13 protein-coding genes are annotated in these 17,522 nt (G+C 57.8%); 5 read left to right on the forward strand and 8 right to left on the reverse strand.

What is annotated here, in order from left to right:
- The first annotated feature begins 28 nt into the window (after nt 1-28).
- Complete coding sequence (locus C3708_RS09075) at nt 29-652, forward strand: TRIC cation channel family protein (RefSeq protein ID WP_095280828.1); 624 nt, start codon at nt 29-31, stop codon at nt 650-652.
- A gap of 102 nt (nt 653-754) precedes the next feature.
- Here the strand turns inward: C3708_RS09075 and erpA are convergent, their stop codons facing one another.
- Both erpA and clcA read right to left on the reverse strand, forming a co-directional pair.
- Nucleotides 755-1,099, reverse strand: coding sequence for an iron-sulfur cluster insertion protein ErpA (erpA, locus tag C3708_RS09080; protein WP_095280827.1), 345 nt, complete (start codon nt 1,097-1,099; stop codon nt 755-757).
- Nucleotides 1,100-1,184: 85 nt separating this feature from the next.
- Complete coding sequence (gene clcA, locus C3708_RS09085) at nt 1,185-2,585, reverse strand: H(+)/Cl(-) exchange transporter ClcA (RefSeq protein WP_095280826.1); 1,401 nt, start codon at nt 2,583-2,585, stop codon at nt 1,185-1,187.
- A gap of 178 nt (nt 2,586-2,763) precedes the next feature.
- Here clcA and hemL point away from each other — a divergent pair, with 178 nt between their 5' ends.
- Nucleotides 2,764-4,044 carry a glutamate-1-semialdehyde 2,1-aminomutase gene (hemL, locus tag C3708_RS09090; RefSeq protein ID WP_103949109.1) on the forward strand — a complete coding sequence of 427 codons (1,281 nt, stop codon included), beginning with the start codon at nt 2,764-2,766 and terminating at the stop codon, nt 4,042-4,044.
- Nucleotides 4,045-4,140: 96 nt separating this feature from the next.
- Here the strand turns inward: hemL and fhuB are convergent, their stop codons facing one another.
- The 6 genes from fhuB to hrpB all read right to left on the reverse strand — a co-directional run bounded on the left by fhuB (nt 4,141) and on the right by hrpB (nt 15,517).
- Nucleotides 4,141-6,123, reverse strand: a complete 1,983-nt coding sequence (gene fhuB / locus C3708_RS09095) for a Fe(3+)-hydroxamate ABC transporter permease FhuB (RefSeq protein WP_103949110.1) — start codon at nt 6,121-6,123, stop codon at nt 4,141-4,143.
- Nucleotides 6,120-7,010 (reverse strand): Fe(3+)-hydroxamate ABC transporter substrate-binding protein FhuD, encoded by an 891-nt coding sequence (gene fhuD, locus C3708_RS09100; protein ID WP_103949111.1) that lies wholly within the window; start codon nt 7,008-7,010, stop codon nt 6,120-6,122. The genes fhuB and fhuD overlap by 4 nt, the downstream gene beginning before the upstream one ends.
- Nucleotides 7,010-7,807 carry a Fe3+-hydroxamate ABC transporter ATP-binding protein FhuC gene (gene fhuC / locus C3708_RS09105; RefSeq protein WP_095280822.1) on the reverse strand — a complete coding sequence of 266 codons (798 nt, stop codon included), beginning with the start codon at nt 7,805-7,807 and terminating at the stop codon, nt 7,010-7,012. The genes fhuD and fhuC overlap by 1 nt, the downstream gene beginning before the upstream one ends.
- Before the next feature lie 47 nt (nt 7,808-7,854).
- Nucleotides 7,855-10,101 (reverse strand): ferrichrome porin FhuA, encoded by a 2,247-nt coding sequence (gene fhuA, locus C3708_RS09110; protein WP_095280821.1) that lies wholly within the window; start codon nt 10,099-10,101, stop codon nt 7,855-7,857.
- A gap of 238 nt (nt 10,102-10,339) precedes the next feature.
- Nucleotides 10,340-12,862 carry a bifunctional glycosyl transferase/transpeptidase gene (mrcB, locus tag C3708_RS09115; protein ID WP_103949112.1) on the reverse strand — a complete coding sequence of 841 codons (2,523 nt, stop codon included), beginning with the start codon at nt 12,860-12,862 and terminating at the stop codon, nt 10,340-10,342.
- A gap of 225 nt (nt 12,863-13,087) precedes the next feature.
- Entirely contained in the window at nt 13,088-15,517 is a 2,430-nt protein-coding gene (gene hrpB / locus C3708_RS09125; protein ID WP_103949114.1) for an ATP-dependent helicase HrpB, read from the reverse strand.
- A 73-nt stretch (nt 15,518-15,590) separates the two neighbouring features.
- Here hrpB and thpR point away from each other — a divergent pair, with 73 nt between their 5' ends.
- The 3 genes from thpR (at nt 15,591) to dksA (ending at nt 17,469) form a co-directional block, all read left to right on the forward strand.
- On the forward strand, nt 15,591-16,121 hold the full coding sequence (thpR, locus tag C3708_RS09130) for an RNA 2',3'-cyclic phosphodiesterase (RefSeq protein ID WP_103949115.1): 531 nt from the start codon (nt 15,591-15,593) through the stop codon (nt 16,119-16,121).
- A 13-nt stretch (nt 16,122-16,134) separates the two neighbouring features.
- Complete coding sequence (sfsA, locus tag C3708_RS09135; RefSeq protein ID WP_103949116.1) at nt 16,135-16,839, forward strand: DNA/RNA nuclease SfsA; 705 nt, start codon at nt 16,135-16,137, stop codon at nt 16,837-16,839.
- Between the two features lie 174 nt (nt 16,840-17,013).
- The gene (gene dksA, locus C3708_RS09140) at nt 17,014-17,469 is read left to right on the forward strand and encodes an RNA polymerase-binding protein DksA (protein WP_003829221.1); all 456 of its coding nucleotides are present in this window, start codon (nt 17,014-17,016) and stop codon (nt 17,467-17,469) included.
- Nucleotides 17,470-17,522 lie beyond the last annotated feature (53 nt).

The following is a 17,522-nucleotide window of genomic DNA, read 5'->3' on the forward strand; positions in this document are numbered from 1 at the left end:
TTAACCCTCATCGTCTGAGGATTGAAAAATGCTCGTTTATTGGCTGGATATCCTTGGCACAGCCGTTTTTGCTATCTCCGGCGTTTTGCTGGCGGGCAAATTACGCATGGATCCGTTTGGCGTATTGGTGCTTGGCGTGGTAACGGCAGTCGGCGGGGGAACGATCCGCGATATGGCCCTCGATCACGGTCCGGTATTTTGGGTGAGAGATCCGACCGATCTGGTCGTCGCGATGGTGACCTGTATGCTGACGATAGTGCTGGTTCGCCAGCCGCGTCGCTTACCGAAATGGATCCTGCCGGTGCTGGATGCGGTGGGTCTGGCGGTGTTTGTCGGCATCGGCGTCAATAAAGCTTTTATGGCGGGTACAGGACCACTGGTGGCGATTTGCATGGGCGTGCTGACCGGCGTCGGCGGAGGGATTATCCGCGATATTCTCGCCCGTGAAGTCCCGATGATTCTGCGCACTGAAATCTATGCCACCGCCTGTATTATCGGCGGGATTGTCCACGCGACGGCGTTTTACACCTTTGGCGTTGAGCTGGAAACGGCGGCGATGATCGGCATGGTGGTGACGCTGGTGATTCGACTGGCGGCTATTCGCTGGCACCTGAAGCTACCGACGTTTGCATTGGATGAGAACGGAAGGTAAAAGCAAAAGGCAACCACGAGGTTGCCTTTTTAGTGTTTTCTCCCTCTCCCCGTGGGAGAGGGCCGGGGTGAGGGCATCAAACCGCACCATCCCCGCGCATCATTAAATGCTGAACGAAGAACCACACCCGCAGGTGCTTTTCGCGTTCGGGTTGGTCACCACAAAGCGCGATCCTTCCAGGCCTTCGGTGTAATCCACCGCGCCGCCGACCAGATATTGCAGGCTCATCGGGTCAACGACCAGCGCGACGCCCTGCTTCTCAATTGTCATATCACCGTCGTTTACCTGATCGTCAAAGGTGAAACCATACTGGAAGCCGCTGCAACCGCCGCCGGTAATATACACACGCAGTTTCAGCTCCGGATTATCTTCATCCGCAATCAGGCTTTTCACTTTAATGGCTGCTGCTTCGGTAAACTGCAACGGCAGCGCTACGTCATCACTCATTTTTTGCTCCCATGAATACTGCTACTGAATCGGATTAAAAAACATCCAATTCTTTTTTTCATTATCTAATACCCTGGTAATTCATTCAAGTATTCTGCTTCTCAGCCAGTGCCGCCTCTTGTTTCGCCAGAGTACGAGCAAGAATGGTGGAGTATAGCGGCTTTCCGCCCAGGAATTGGGCTAATAGTGTCGCCCCGAGGCAGGTAATGATCATTGGCAAAATGAGCTGATAATTATCCGTCATCTCCAGAACCAGCACGATAGCGGTCAGCGGCGCACGCAAAGAGGCTGCCAGCAGCGCCCCCATTCCGGCAATCGCAAAAGTGCCAGGCATCAGCTCATACGCCGGAAATCCTGCGGCAGCGGCCATGCCGAACGCGGTGCCAAGCAGCATTCCCAGCGCCAGCATCGGGGCAAAAATCCCGCCCGGCGCACCGGAAGAGAAGCACAGCAGCGTCGTCACCACGCGGGAGATAAACAAAAACAGCAGCATGCCGAGACTAAAATTCCCCGCCATAGCGATAGGGATCAGACTAAACCCGCCGCCCGCCGAACCCGGCTGGATCACGCCCAACACGCCGCACAGGCCGCCAAGTAAACCGCCGATTAACACCCACTTGGTGATATTCCCGCCGTGAATACGCTGGAACATATCCTGGGTTTTAAGCACCAGGAAATTAAACAGCGGCCCCAGCACGCCGAAAATCATCCCCAGGATCAAATACAGCCACAGCGTATTCACCGGCGCATTGGTGAGTTTACCTACTTCAATCACCGCCGATTCGCCGTTAAAAATGCGGAACACAATGCTCGACATGATCACGCCGGTGAAGACGGCTTTTATCGAGATAAGGTTGTAGCGAAACTGCGGGCGCATCTCTTCGATGATAAACAAGATCCCAGCCAGCGGCGCGTTAAATGCCGCCGACAGCCCTGCCGCAGCCCCGGTTGCCAGCAGCGTATGCCGCGCCTCGCCGCTGCGCATGCGGAAAATATCCCCCACCATGCGCCCGATATTCCCGCCAAGCTGCACCGTTGGCCCTTCACGCCCCAGCACCATCCCCGCCCCGAGCGTGCCCATCCCGCCGATAAATTTAACCGGAATAACGCGCCACCAGCGCACCGGACGTAACTCTTCCAGCGCGCCTTCGATTTCTGGAATGCCTGACCCGCCTGCCTCCGGGGCAAATTTGCGCACCAGGAAATAGCCGACCATTGCCAGAATTGCCGACAGCCCAAACGCCAGCGACCACAATAGCCACGGGGTATCTGCCACGCCGCCCAGCGTGCCGATGCGCCAGTTCTGCACGCCATTGACGGCTTTCTCAAACGCCACACCGACCAGCCCGGCCAGCGTGCCGACAACCGCCGCCATCACCAGAATCATCAGCGGGGTTTTATCGCGATTCAGTAAACGTCGAACGCTGGCCCGGCGTCGCAGGCGCGCAAATTGCTGTTCTTCAAACGAGGAGTTTTGTGCTGTCATCACGGGTTCTTTTATTGGTAATACAAATCACGCAGGGATTTTAATGTCCCTGGCGCAGCCCGTCGCCTGAAAAATCCTTAACAATTGTTTAGGATCATAAGGGCAAAAATTTTATAAGCATCGGCGAATCCCTTAGAATAGCTAGCTTAACCCTTTTCTACGAACCAGGAACGACGCTATGAGTAAGTCTGAAAACCTCTACAGTGCTGCACGCGAGCTAATCCCAGGCGGGGTCAACTCTCCCGTTCGCGCCTTTACCGGCGTCGGCGGCACGCCGCTGTTTATCGAACGTGCGGACGGCGCGTATCTGTACGATGTGGATGGCAAAGCCTATATCGATTACGTCGGCTCCTGGGGTCCGATGGTGCTGGGTCATAACCACCCAACCATTCGCAATGCGGTGATTGAAGCGGCGCAGCGCGGTCTGAGCTTCGGCGCACCGACCGAGATGGAAGTCAAAATGGCGGAGCTGGTGACCGAACTGGTCCCGACTATGGACATGGTACGCATGGTGAACTCCGGTACGGAAGCGACCATGAGCGCGATTCGTCTGGCGCGTGGCTTTACGGGCCGCGACAAAATCATCAAATTCGAAGGCTGCTACCACGGTCACGCCGATTGCCTGCTGGTGAAAGCCGGTTCCGGCGCGCTGACCCTCGGCCAGCCGAACTCTCCGGGCGTTCCGGCAGATTTCGCCAAACACACTCTGACCTGCACCTATAACGATCTGGAAACCGTTCGTGCCGCCTTCGAGCAGTACCCGCAGGAAGTTGCCTGCATCATCGTAGAACCGGTCGCGGGTAACATGAACTGCATCCCGCCGCAGCCAGAATTCCTGCCGGGCCTGCGCGCCCTGTGCGACGAATTCGGCGCACTGCTGATCATCGACGAAGTGATGACTGGCTTCCGCGTGGCGCTGGCGGGCGCACAATCTTATTACGACGTGGTACCAGACCTGACCTGTCTGGGCAAAATCATCGGCGGCGGTATGCCGGTGGGCGCATTCGGCGGACGTAAAGACGTGATGGAAGCTCTGGCGCCAACCGGTCCGGTGTACCAGGCGGGAACGCTGTCCGGTAACCCGATTGCGATGGCCGCCGGTTTCGCCTGTCTGACCGAAGTGGCGCAGCCAGGAATTCATGAAACCCTGACCGAACGGACCACGCAGCTGGCTAACGGCCTGCTGGAAGCCGCAGAAGAGAAAGGCATTCCGCTGGTGGTGAACCATGTCGGCGGTATGTTCGGGATTTTCTTCACCGATGCGGAAACCGTGACGAGTTATCAGGACGTGGTGAAGTGCGACGTTGAGCGCTTTAAGCGTTTCTTCCATCTGATGCTGGAAGAAGGTGTGTATCTGGCACCGTCGGCGTTCGAAGCAGGCTTTATGTCAGTCGCGCACAGCGAAGAAGATATCAACAACACCATCGACGCGGCGCGTAAGGTGTTTGCGAAGCTTTGATGGTTTTGTTTGCCGGGTGGCGCTAACGCTTACCCGGCCTACGTGAACGTCACGATTTTGTAGGCCGGGTAAGGCGAAGCCGCCACCCGGCTTTTTTTACCGACTCTGCTTCCTGAGCAAATAAATAAAGTACGGCGCCCCAATGAAGGTCGATAGTAGCCCTGCCGGAATCTGATACGGGAACAGCACCATCCGGCCCAGCCAGTCGGCAATCACCAGCATCATCCCACCGACCAGCGCCGACATCACGATATGCGGCATCGTGCGGCGAAAGCCCATCATGCGCGCGATGTGTGGCGCCATCAGACCGACAAAGCTCAGCGGGCCAATGGTCATGGTCGCGACGGCGGTCAAACAGGCGGCCAGTAGCAACAATCCAACCCGCGACGGCGTCAGCGCAACCCCAACCGCCCGCGCGGTTTCACCGCCCAGTGGCAAAATGGTCATCCAGCGACGTAATAGCGGCGTGATCGCCAGCAGCAACACCATCGCGATCCCGGAATGCATTACCTGCGCGCCCGTTGCGCTGTAGGTCGAGCCAGAAATCCAGGTCAGGATCTGCGCCATACGCGGGTCCCCGCTGGCCTGGAGCATCATCAGCAACATGGTAAACGCGGTGCTGAGCGCCATACCCGCAAGCAGCATCCGGTGCGGCGAAAATCCCCCACGCCCGGCGGCGATCATAATGATCATCAGCGTCGCGGCGGCACCGATACTGCCCGCGGGCATCAGCCAGCCAAAAGCATCGCCCGGCACGAAGAACAGCATCATCACCACGCCAAACGCTGCGCCGGAACTGATGCCTAACACTTCCGGACTCGCCATCGGGTTGCCGGTCAGACGCTGAATAATGCACCCCGCCACCGCCAGCATTACGCCTGCGATCAGCGCGGAGAAAATACGCGGCCAGCGCCACTGCATAAGTTCATCCAGCATCGGGCCGGTCGCCCAGTGCCAGCCGCTGGCGTCACGCCCCAGAGAGAGCGCAATGTACGCGACGATCAGCAGCACAATCAGGCCCGTCAGAACGAACCACTGAATATGCTGACGCTCGGCGTAAACTTTATCGCCAGCGTCCATCGCCGGAGCGCTCATACTGCGCAGGCGCGGCAGCAGCCAGAGCAGCAGCGGCGCACCAATCAGGGCAGTCACGGAGCCGGTGGAGACTTCCATCCACACGCGCGCCAGCCAGAGAATGATTTGATCGGAAAGCCAGAGGATCAGCGCTCCGATCAGCGGGGCCAGCATCAGGCGCGACAGCAGACGACGCGCGCCGAGCATCTTCGCCAGCAGCGGTGCAAACAGCCCAATAAAGCCGATGATCCCGACCGCATTCACCAGCAGGGCGCTGAGCACAATCGCCAGCGTCAGCGCCGCGAGGCGCGCCAGCGAAAGGGCCAGTCCCAGATTACGCGCCACGCCGTCGTCCAGCCCCATCAGGGTCAGCGGGCGCAGCAGCAGCAAGGTCAGTAATACGCCGCCGATCAGCTGCGGCCACAGACGCTGCACAATACTCCAGTCGGTCTGCGTCAGCGTCCCGGTACTCCACAGGAACATGCTTTGCAGCTGGTCGTGATGGAACAGCACCAGCAGCTGGTTGATCGCTCCGCAGTAGAGACTCACCACCAGACCGGCCAGAATCAGCGTCACCGGAGAAAGTCGTTTTCCCCACGCCACGCCAAACACCAGCGCGCCCACCACGCAGGCCCCCGCCAGCGCAGCAAACTGGTTGGTGAGTGCGCCGGGCAGCGCCCAGAGCGTGGTAATGGTGATTCCGAGCTGTGCGCCAGTGGCGACGCCGAGCGTGGTCGGTTCCGCCAGCGGGTTACGCAACACCTGCTGGAACAGCACGCCGACCAGCCCCAGCCCCGCGCCCACCAGTAAGGAAATGGCCAGACGCGGCAACAGGCTGTAGTGGAACAGCATCTGCTGGATGTTATCGATATCCGGTACGGAGAACGCCTGGCCCCACTGCCCGCGCGGCAGCGCAATCGACAGATTTGACCAGGTTAAGATCAGTGCGGCGACGAAAACGACGCTCAATAACAGCGCAGGGAATGGTGCGATCCGTGACTTCATGCCTTGCCTCCCAGCGCGCCGTCAAGCACGCGGGCAAAGTGCATTGCTGACAGCGTCGCTCCGTAGAACCACACCGCTGGCACGCGCTGGAAACGCTGCTCGCGCACGAACGGCATCGCCTGCCACAGCGGCGTCGCCATCAGGCTTTGCATCTCGCGGTCATTGCCATGATCGAAACAGAGCACATCCACATCGCGGAACTGCGCCAGACGGTCGATGCCGACGGTAGTGCTGCCCCAAAAGGTCATCTCCCCTTCCCAGGCATTATGAATATTGAAACGATCAAGCACTTCCTGGAACAGGCAGTTTTTGCCAAACACCAGCACGTGACGCGCATCCAGCAGCGTGACCATTAGCAACGGACGGTCGCCACGCGCGGCAAAACGTGGTTTGAGCGCGTCGATAAAACTATCGAAATGGTCGAGGTGCTCTTTTGCCGCCGCTTCGCGGTCCAGAAGCTGGGCCATTTCGTTGATCGAGTGACGCGCCATGGTCAGCGGTTTTTTCCCGTCGCTGAAAGTAAAACCCCGGCCCGGCGCAATACGCGCCAGCGTCTCGGGCGACGGACCGTAGCCCGCCGACCAGACCAGATAAGAGGGTTTCATTTGGGTCAACAGTTCAAGGTTCGGCTCGGTGCGCAGACCGATGTCGATGGTCGAGGCCGGGATTTTCGGCTCGTTGACCCACATGTTGTAGTTGGGAATATCCGCCACACCGTAGGGCGCGATGCCCAGGGCCAGCATCAGCTCAACCGGCAGCCATTCCAGCGCCACGATGCGGTGCGGATCGATGGCTGCCGCACGCGCGGTATTCATTTTTAACAGCAGTGGCGAAAGCGCCAGCGCCGTCAGTAATCGACGGCGACTTATCAAAGTTGGATCCAGCATCAATACACAAAGCTCACCGGTGCAGCCCCTGCCGGATGCGGCAGGATACCCATTGGAATACCGTAGATCAGTTCCAGCGTCTCGCCGCGCATCAGCTCAGCAGGCGTGCCCTGGGCAATCATCTCGCCGCCGCGCAGGGCCACCAGATAATCGCAGTAGCGCGCGGCCATGTTGATATCGTGCAGAACGGCAATCACCGTCAGCCCTTTCTGCTGGCTGAGGCGATGAATCAAGGCCAGAACATCCACCTGATGGGCGATGTCCAGCGCCGAGGTAGGTTCGTCAAGCAGCAGGCAGTTGCTGTCCTGCGCCACCAGCATCGCAATCCACGCGCGCTGGCGCTCACCGCCGGAAAGGCTATCCACCAGACGGTGCGCCAGTGGTTTTAATCCCACCAGTGCGATCGCTTCTTCCACTTTCTCTCTGTCGGCCACCCCAAAACGCCCGAGCGCGCCGTGCCACGGATAACGTCCAATCGCCACCAGCTCGCGCACGGTCATCCCTTCAGCCTGCGGCAGTTGCTGCGGCAGATAGGCGACCTTGCGTGCAAACGCTTTGCTTTTCCAGCTGTCGAGCGGCTGTCCGTCGAGCAGGATCTCCCCTTCGGAAGGCGGCTGATGGCGACCCAACATTTTGAGCAATGTAGATTTACCCGAACCGTTGTGACCAATAAGGCCTGTGACTTTACCGACAGGGAATGTCAAAGAGAGCGGATGCAGCAGCGTGCGTCCAGGGACGCGAAAGGAGGTGTTATCAAGCGCAAACGTGGTATCGGAGTGCGTTTTATTTTCCTGCATAGTGGCCAACTTGTTAAAGGGCACGGCGAACCGTGCCCGAAAAGAGATTAGAAGCGGAAGGTCGCCGTGGCGACAACCTGGCGTTCAGCACCCCAGAAGCAGCCGTAGGTGTTGAAGCAGCTCGCGACGTATTCACGATCCAACAGGTTGTTGACGTGAACCGCGACGTTAGAGCCCGCCATGCCGAAGCGCGCCAGATCGTAGCGTACCAGGGCATCGACAACGGTGTAACTGCCCACTTTGAAGGAGTTCGCCGGGTCGCCGTAGCTGGAACCGGTCAGACGTCCGCCGGTACCGACGGTCAGGCCAGACAGCGCGCCATCAAAGAAGGTGTAGTCGCCCCACAGGGAAGCCATGTGTTTTGGCACCTGCGCTGGGGTGTTGCCTTTGTAGTTGGTGTCAGTGGTGTACTCAGCATCGGTATAGGTGTAAGAGCCGACCACGTTAACACTTGCAGACAGCGCCGCTTTGGCTTCGATTTCCACGCCGCGTGAACGGATTTCGCCGCCTTCAACGGAGAAGAATGAGCCCGCAGGATCAGCCATCAGATTGTTGGTTTTGGTCAGCTGGTAAATAGCACCGGTCAACACGATTGGACGATCGCTCGGCACGTATTTCACGCCCGCTTCGTACTGCTTACCTTTAGAAGGTGAGAACAGTTTACCCTGCGCATCGGTCTGAGAAGCCGGTTCGAAGGATTCGCTGTAGCTAAAGTACGGGGTTACGCCGTTATCAAACAGGTAGTTAACGCCGCCACGCCAGGTAAACTGAGTATCGTCACGCTTGGATGTGGTGTTGTAAACACGGTTGTAGGATTCCTGATCGGCCCAGTCATAACGACCGCCCAGAGTGACCAGCACTTTATCCCACTGCGCCTGATCCTGTACGTACAGACCCGTTTGCTTCTGGCGATTCAGGATCTGATACGGACCTGATGTCGCTGGATCTTTCGAGTTGAAATCGAAATCGGTGTACACCGGGTTGTAGAGATCCAGTAACGGTACGGAGTCGTCGTAACCGAACCAGGCGTTGATGTCGTTACGCATACGCATAAAGTCAACGCCGGTCAGCAGGGTGTGGTCCCACGCGCCGGTGGCAAATTTGCTTTGCAACTGGGTATCGACGGTGAAGTTTTGCAGCTTCTCGTCATCCTTCACGTACTTACGTGCCAGGTAATGACCTTTGTCCGCTGGCGCTAATGCCGCGCACTGCTTGCTGCCTGCGTTCGCCGGATCGGAACAGACGCCGTAACCGTAGACGCTGTTTTGCGAGGTTTTGTTCTCAGCAAAGCGCAGGTTCTGACGCACAGTGAAGGTATCGTTGAATTCGTGGTCGAAGCTGTACCCCACCATTTTCTGGTTACGGGAGTAGGTATTGTTCTTCGCACCTTCGTTGAAATCGGTTGGCAGACGGCTACCGTTCGGCAGCGGATCAACCGTCCCTTCTTTTGGCAACCAGCCGTAATAACCGGTTTCCGGTTCGTTCTGGAAATAAGAGAGGAAGGTGAAGTTGGTTTTGTCATCCGGGCGCCAGGAGAACGATGGCGCGATGGCATAACGCTGCTCTTCCGCACGCTCCTGCTGGGCATTATTCGAACGCGCGATACCGGTCAGGCGGTAGGAATACACGCCGTCATCATCAATCGCATCGCTGAAGTCAAACCCAGTCTGGAACAGGCTGTCGGTGCCGACTTTGAACTGGATCTCTTTCAGCGGTTCCGTCATCGGACGCTTACTCACCATATTCAACAAACCGCCTGGGCTGCTTTTTCCGTACAGGACGGAAACCGGACCGCGCATGATTTCAGCGCGCTCCAGCATATAAGGGTCGATTACCGCGTCGTTATAGAAGTTGCCCTGCATCTTCATACCGTCGAGGTAGTTGTTCTGGCTCTGACCATCAGCGGCAAAACCGCGAATTACCAGATAGTCATAAGTGTTGGACGCACCGCGCGTACCAACCGCAACACCAGGGGTGTAGCTCAACGCCTCTTTCACCGAGCGCGGCTGGTGCAGTGCCATCTCTTCGGCGGTCACCACAGAAATAGACTGTGGAACCTTCTGAATCGGAGTATCTGTTTTGGTACCGGTCGCAGACTGACGTGCCGCGATCGTTGCCGCCGGGCCCCATGCACTTTCTGTCGCAGCAGGAGCCGCCGTTACAGTAATCGTTTCTTCTTTTTTCGTGGTTTCAGCCGCATGTGCAAAAGCAGACATGCCACCCACCGCTGTGGCTACAACGACTGCGATTTTACGCAGTGAAGGACTCATTGGCTGAGCAGTTTTGGACGCCATTGGTATATCTCTGATGAAAGAGTGAATGATAACGTAAACGAGAATTATTATTATGACCGCAGAATAATATGCGAAACGCTGGCGGCATAGCAAGCGATATGCGGCCCTACAAGAATTGAGGGTATAAGAAATAACCAGAGGGAAAATGAGGGGTTAAAACAGGATTAAATAAGGGTTAGGAATATGTTTTGTATGCGTGAATAAATACCCTCTCCCGCAGGAGAGGGTATTCACAGACTTAGTTACTGCCGAACATGTCTTTGATCCAGCCCGCTACGCCGTCGCTGTCTTTCTTCTCATTCTGCGGCTGCTGCTGTTGCTGCGGCTGCTGCTGTTGAGGCTGAGACTGCTCAAACGGATTGCCCGTCGGCTGTTCAGGCTGGCTTTGCTGGCACAGGGATTCCGGTTTGTCCGTCCATACCGGAAGCGTTCGCATCCCGCCGCCGCAGACGAAGTTACCGGATTCATCCACGCCCATATCGACGATATCTTCCGGCGGTGTCAGGTTCAGCGGCACCGGCGACTGGTTGGTCAGGTAGCGCTGGTAAATCGACATCGCACCGCTCGCACCGTACAGCTTGGTCGGCTGGTTGTTGTCGCGTCCCACCCAGGTAATCACCACTTCACGGCCATCAATACCGGCGAACCAGGTATCGACGTTGTTGTTGGTGGTCCCGGTTTTACCCGCCAGATGCAGGCCCGGATATTTCGCGCCAAGCTGACGACCCGTACCGCGCTGCACCACCTGCTGCATGGTCCACAGCGTCATGTACGCCGCCTGCGCCGGAACCACGCGTTCCGCCTGAGGGAAGCTCTGATACAGCACCGTGCCGTCTTCGGCAATCACCGAGCGCACCGCAGAAAGCTGCGCACGGTTACCGCCGCTGGCAATGGTCTGGAACGCCTGCGCTACTTCGATTGGTGTCAGGTTCAGCGCCCCCAGAATCATCGCCGGAACCGCATGAAGCTGATCTTTCGGCACACCCAGTTTTTCCCAGGTGTCGGTAATCGCTGGCAAGCCCAGCGCCATACCGAGATTCACCGTCGGGACGTTCATGGAACGCGTGAGCGCATCCACCAGCATCACCTGTCCGCTGAACTGTTTATCGTCGTTCTGCGGAGACCACACCTGGCCGTTCGGCTGACGCAGCGCAATCGGTGCATCGGCAATCCAGGTGTTCAGTCGGTACTGATTCGGCTGGCTGAGCGCGGTGAGATAGGTCGCCGGTTTTGCCAGGGAACCAATCGAACGACGCGCCTGCATCGCACGGTTGTAGCCCGCAAACTGCGGCTCTGCCCCGCCGACCATCGCGCGCACTTCGCCGCTGTAGCGGTCGACCACCACCATCGCGGTTTCCAGATCGCTCAACTTACGCTGTTTTTTCAGCGCCGGAATACCGTCAACGGCGGCTTTCTCGGCGGCGTCCTGCGCCACGGAATCAAAGGTGGTAAAGATCTTCACGCCGGAGAGATCTTTCACTTTGTCGCCGAGCTTAGTTTGCAGCTCCTGACGCACCATCTGCATAAACGCAGGCTGAGGTGAAATCACGCCGCCGCGCGGCTGAACGCCCAGCGGACGGGCACTCAGCATGTCGTACAGCTCCTGATCGATAACCTGCTGCTGTTGCAGCAAGCGCAGAACCAGGTTACGACGCTCCAGCGCCAGTTTCGGGTTGCGCCACGGGTTGTAGATCGACGCGCCCTTCACCATGCCCACCAGCAGTGCCTGCTGGTCGAGGCTCAGCTCTTCCACCGGACGACCAAAGTAGTACAGGCTCGCCAGCGGGAAGCCGCGAATCTCGTTATCGCCACTCTGACCGAGGTACACCTCGTTCATATACAGCTCAAGAATGCGATCTTTGCTGTAGCGGGCGTCCATCAGCACAGCCATGTACGCTTCGTTGGCCTTACGCCAGTAGGAGCGTTCGCTGGAGAGGAACAGGTTTTTCACCAGCTGCTGGGTCAGGGTACTCGCCCCCTGCACCGTACGGCCAGCCGTCAGGTTCGCCAGTACCGCACGACCAATCGAGTACAGGCTCACGCCGTCGTGCTCGTAGAAGTGACGGTCTTCTGTCGCCAGCAGAGTATCCACCAGCAGATCCGGGAAGCCATTACGCGCCACGAACAGACGCTGCTCGCCGTTTGGCGAGGAGAGCATGGTGATCAGGCGCGGATCGAGACGGAAGAAACCGAACTGACGGTTGCTGTCCAGGTTTTCGATAGTTTCCAGATGATCGCCGTCAAAGGTCAGACGCGCGCGCACCTGCCCCTCTTTACTGTCCGGGAAATCAAACGGACGACGGATCATCTCAATGCTGCCCGCCTGCACAGTAAATTCGCCGGGACGGGTCATCTTCGTCACCTGGCGGTACTGTGTGGCTTCCAGCAGTTTGACCATTTCGTTCTTGCTGATGGACATGTCTGGCTCAAGGTTGACCATGCGGCCATAGACCGCCGCAGGCAACTGCCAGACTTTACCGTCGATACGGCTGCGGATCTTCTGATCCAGATACACGCCATAAATTGCCATCAGAACGACAAATACAATAAACAGCTTCAGCAGCAGCCAGAACCAGCCGCGTCTGCCGCGAGGTTTGCCCCCTTTGCCTTTAGCCTTGCGTGGCATCGGCTCATCCTCATCATCGTCTTCATAGTCATCGTCATAATCCTCATCTCTGAGGCGACGACGGCTGATTTTTTCCTTCGCCGGACGCGCAGGTTTACCCTTACGTCCTATTGGCTCGCGGTCATTCCCCGCCATGCTTTCTCTCCGCAACATTCAGGCGCAATGGCCCGATTCTCTTTTCTTCCACCCAGCGGTGAAAGAAGAAATCTCTCAAAAATAAACAGCAGGACTTTCTCTCTGAGAAAGTCTTTAGGGTTTGCTCCCTCTCCCTGTGGGAGAGGGCCGGGGTGAGGGCATCAGCGCGCACATTTCCCCCTCACTTTAACCCTCTCCCTCAAAGGAGAGGGGATCAAATAACACTTACGAATACTTCTTCGTGCGCCGCGTCGGCGCGGTATTCGCCGGATCGTCCGGCCAGACGTGTTTCGGGTAGCGCCCTTTCATCTCTTTCTGCACTTCACGATAACTTCCGGCCCAGAACGCGCCCAGGTCGCGGGTGATTTGCAGCGGACGATGGGCGGGCGACAACAGCTCCAGCACCAGCGAAACGCGCCCTTCGGCAATCGACGGCGTAGTCGCTTCGCCAAACATCTCCTGCATCCGCACCGCCAGAGCCGGGGGATTATCCTCATGATATCGAATGGCAATCCGGCTTCCGGTCGGCACAGTGTAATGCCCAGGCAACTCACTATCCAGACGTTGACGTAATGACCAGTCGAGTAAATTCTCAAGCGCCCGCTTCACATCCAGCGATTTCAGGGCTCTCAGAGAATGCACGCCGCTCATTTGCGGCAATAACCACGATTCCAGCGAGGCCAACAGTGACTCGTCATCTACCGCCGGCCACGCGTATTGCGGCAACCAGCGCACGGCACAGTGCAACCGCAGGCGATACTGTTCGGCCTCCGGTGTCCAGTTGAGCACGTTCAGCCCTTTATCGCGAATGCCATTGAGCATCGCCTGATGCAGTTCCTCTTCGGAGGGCTTCGCCAGCGGTTTTACGCTGACAGTCAACCTGCCAATCTGGCTGCGGCGAAACGCTTTCAGCGTGCCCTGCGCATCGTCCCACTCGATAGTGTCCGATTGCTGCAACAGCTGCGGGCAGGTGCGAGTCAGAGCCTCAATGTCCACGGCGATAGCCTGCAAAATACGCGCATCCGGGGATGAACTCCCCTGCAACAGCAGCGGGGCGATCAGCCACTCGTGGCGGGTCAGCGCGTCGTCGCTGTCGAGCATGGCGCCCATGCCGTTCGCCAGCTGATAACGACCGTCCAGCCCGCGACGGCGCGCAATGCGATCCGGGAAAGCCTGCGCCAGCAGACCGGCGATAAGTTCGCTATCCAGCGCGCCGCCGCGACTGTTCAGGCGCTGACTAAGCCGCTGCGCGCGCTGCTGCCAGTTAGGCTGATTGCGCGAAAACGCCGAAGCCAGATCGCTGCTTCCGCCACGCGGAGGCTCTTCCAGAATCGCCGCGAGCTTCGCGGCGGTAGCCACTTCGTCATCATTTTTTGCCGCCACCAGCATCGCCGCCAGACGCGGTTCGTTGCCAAGCGTCGCCATTTTCTGCCCGCGGGACGACAGGCGTTCATTCTCCAGCGCGCCGAGCTGCGTGAGCAATCGACGTGCCGCCGCCAGATTCACTGCTGGCGGCTGGTCGAGCCAGGTCAGTTGGCTCGGGTCCAGGCAACCCCATTGCAGTAATTCCAGCAGTAGCCCGGAAAGATCGCTTTGCAGAATTTCCGGCGTGCCCTGCACTGTCGCGCGTTCTGCCTGTTCCGCGCCGATGAGATGCAGGCAAATCCCCGACTCCAGTCGCCCGGCGCGGCCCGCACGCTGAATCATCGACGCCTGGCTGATGCGCTGTGTCAGAAGACGCGTCAGGCCAGTACGGGGATCGAAACTCGCTACCCGCTCCTGCGCGGTATCGACCACCAGACGAATACCTTCAATGGTTAAACTGGTCTCGGCAATATTAGTCGCCAACACCACTTTGCGCTGCCCGGCGGGTGCAGGAAGGATCGCTTTGCGCTGTTCGTTCAGCGAAAGTGCGCCGTATAGCGGGCAGAGCATGACATCGCTGCCGACGCGGGAAGCGAGCTTTTCCTGGACGCGCTGAATTTCACCGACGCCGGGTAAAAACAGCAGCAGCGAGCCGGGCTCGTGACGCAGTAACTCTGCGGTGGCAATAGCAACGGCTTCATCAAAACGCTGATGAGCGGGTAACGATTGATAGCGACGATCGACGGGAAACGCCCGCCCTTCTGATGAAATCACGGGGGCATCAGGCAGCATCTGCTGCAAACGTGCGTTATCCAGCGTCGCGGACATGATTAACAATTTGAGATCGTCGCGCAGCCCTTGCTGCACATCGAGCAGCAGCGCCAGCGCCAGATCGGCCTGTAGGCTGCGCTCGTGGAATTCATCGAGGATCACCAGACCTACGCCGCTCAACTCCGGATCGTTCTGCAGCATTCGAGTGAGAATGCCCTCGGTCACCACTTCGAGACGCGTCGCGGCGCTGACGCAGGTTTCGGCGCGCATACGATACCCGACCGTTTCGCCCGGCTTTTCGCCAAGCAGTTCAGCGAGCCGTTGCGCCACGTTGCGGGCCGCCAGCCTGCGCGGCTCCAGCAGAATAATTTTTCCGGGAATATTCCCCTCTTTGAGGATTTGCAGCGGCAACCAGGTCGATTTACCCGCGCCCGTTGGCGCATTCAGCAGGATCTGAGGGGCATGTCGTAAGGTGGTAAGTAGCTCAGACAGTACGGCGGCGACCGGCAATAAGGACACGAACAGCTCCAGAGGGTTAACATTAGGCGGCGGACATTGTAGCATCGCCGCATATCATTACCGAGCCCCCCTTATGTCTGAGCCGAAACGCCTGTTTTTCGCCATCGAGCCACCTGCAAAAATTCAGCGACAGATTGTCCGCTGGCGCGCCGCGAATTTCCCGGCAGAAGCGGGCCGCCCGGTGGCGGCCGCCAATTTACATCTGACGCTGGCGTTTCTCGGTGAGGTGAGCGCGGAGAAGCAGCAGGCGCTGTCGGCGATGGCCGGGCGCATCCGCCAGCCGGGCTTTACCCTCAATCTGGACGATGCCGGACAGTGGCTGCGCTCGCGCGTGGTATGGCTCGGCACGCGTCAGCCGCCGCGCGGTTTGTTGCAGCTGGCGAATCTGCTGCGCGCTCAGGCCGCACGCAGCGGCTGCTATCAAAGTCCACAGCCGTTTCACCCGCATCTCACCCTGCTGCGCAACACCAGTCACGCCGTTGCCATTCCCGCGCCCGGCTTTAGCTGGAGCTTTCCGGTGACGGAGTTTGTGCTTTACGAATCGGTATTCCACCAGGGACGCACCCGCTATACGCCACTCACGCGCTGGCCGTTGAGCGACTAATCAAGGATTCACGATGAAGTTTACCCCTGCTTTACAGCAAGCCACCCTGATCCTGCGCTATAAGCGTTTTCTGGCCGATGTCATCACCCCAACCGGCGAGCACCTGACGCTGCACTGCCCAAATACCGGGGCGATGACCGGCTGCGCTACGCCGGGTGATACGGTCTGGTACTCTACGTCCGATAATCCTAAACGCAAATATGCGCACACCTGGGAAATTACCGAGACTCAGGACGGTGCATTTATATGCGTGAATACCCAGCGTGCGAATCCTCTGGTAAAAGAGGCCATCGACGCCGGGGTGATTCCTGAGCTTACGGGATACAGCCAGATTAAAGGCGAAGTGAAATATGGCGAGGAAGGCAGCAGAATTGACTTTATGCTCCAGGCGAATGACCGCCCGGAGTGCTATATTGAAGTCAAATCAGTGACGTTAGCAGACAGGGATAACGGTTACTTTCCGGATGCGGTGACGCTACGCGGCCAAAAGCATCTGCGAGAGTTGATGAGTGTTGCGGCGGCGGGCAAGCGCGCCGTATTGTTGTTTGCCGTCTTGCATTCAGCAATTGAACGATTCTCTCCGGCCCGCCACATTGACCCGAAGTACGCACAATTGTTGAATGAGGCACAAAAGCAGGGGGTAGAAGTTTTCGCTTATAAAGCGGAACTTTCTGCCGATAATATGACTCTGAAGTCGACGCTCCCCGTTGTGTTATAAGGGGTTAGAAGATGACTATTTGGTGTTCTGGCCGCGTGCGCAAATACGCTTTTCCTCACAGGCTTGTCAAGTGTTACGTATAGATAATTGCCTTACGGAAAAGCATCTGCTATTTATAGCGACCTGATTTTTCCCCCACACGGGGATCGATAGTGCGTGTTAAGGAGAAGCAACATGCAAGAAGGGCAAAACCGTAAAACATCGTCCCTGAGTATTCTCGCCATCGCTGGGGTGGAGCCATACCAGGAGAAGCCGGGCGAAGAGTATATGAACGAAGCCCAGCTGTCTCACTTCAGGCGTATTCTTGAAGCATGGCGTAATCAGCTTCGGGATGAAGTCGATCGCACCGTTACACATATGCAAGACGAAGCAGCCAACTTCCCGGATCCGGTAGACCGTGCCGCTCAGGAAGAAGAGTTCAGCCTCGAACTGCGTAACCGTGACCGCGAGCGCAAACTCATCAAAAAGATTGAGAAAACGCTGAAGAAGGTCGAGGACGAAGATTTTGGCTACTGCGAATCATGCGGTGTAGAAATTGGCATTCGTCGCCTGGAAGCGCGTCCAACTGCCGATCTGTGCATCGACTGCAAAACGCTGGCTGAAATCCGCGAAAAACAGATGGCGGGTTAATCCCGACCCTGTCGTAACGATCATAAAGGCGGGAGTTAATCCCGCCTTGTGGC

Source organism: Lelliottia sp. 7254-16 (assembly GCF_002922995.1).
Lineage (GTDB): Bacteria > Pseudomonadota > Gammaproteobacteria > Enterobacterales > Enterobacteriaceae > Enterobacter > Enterobacter jeotgali.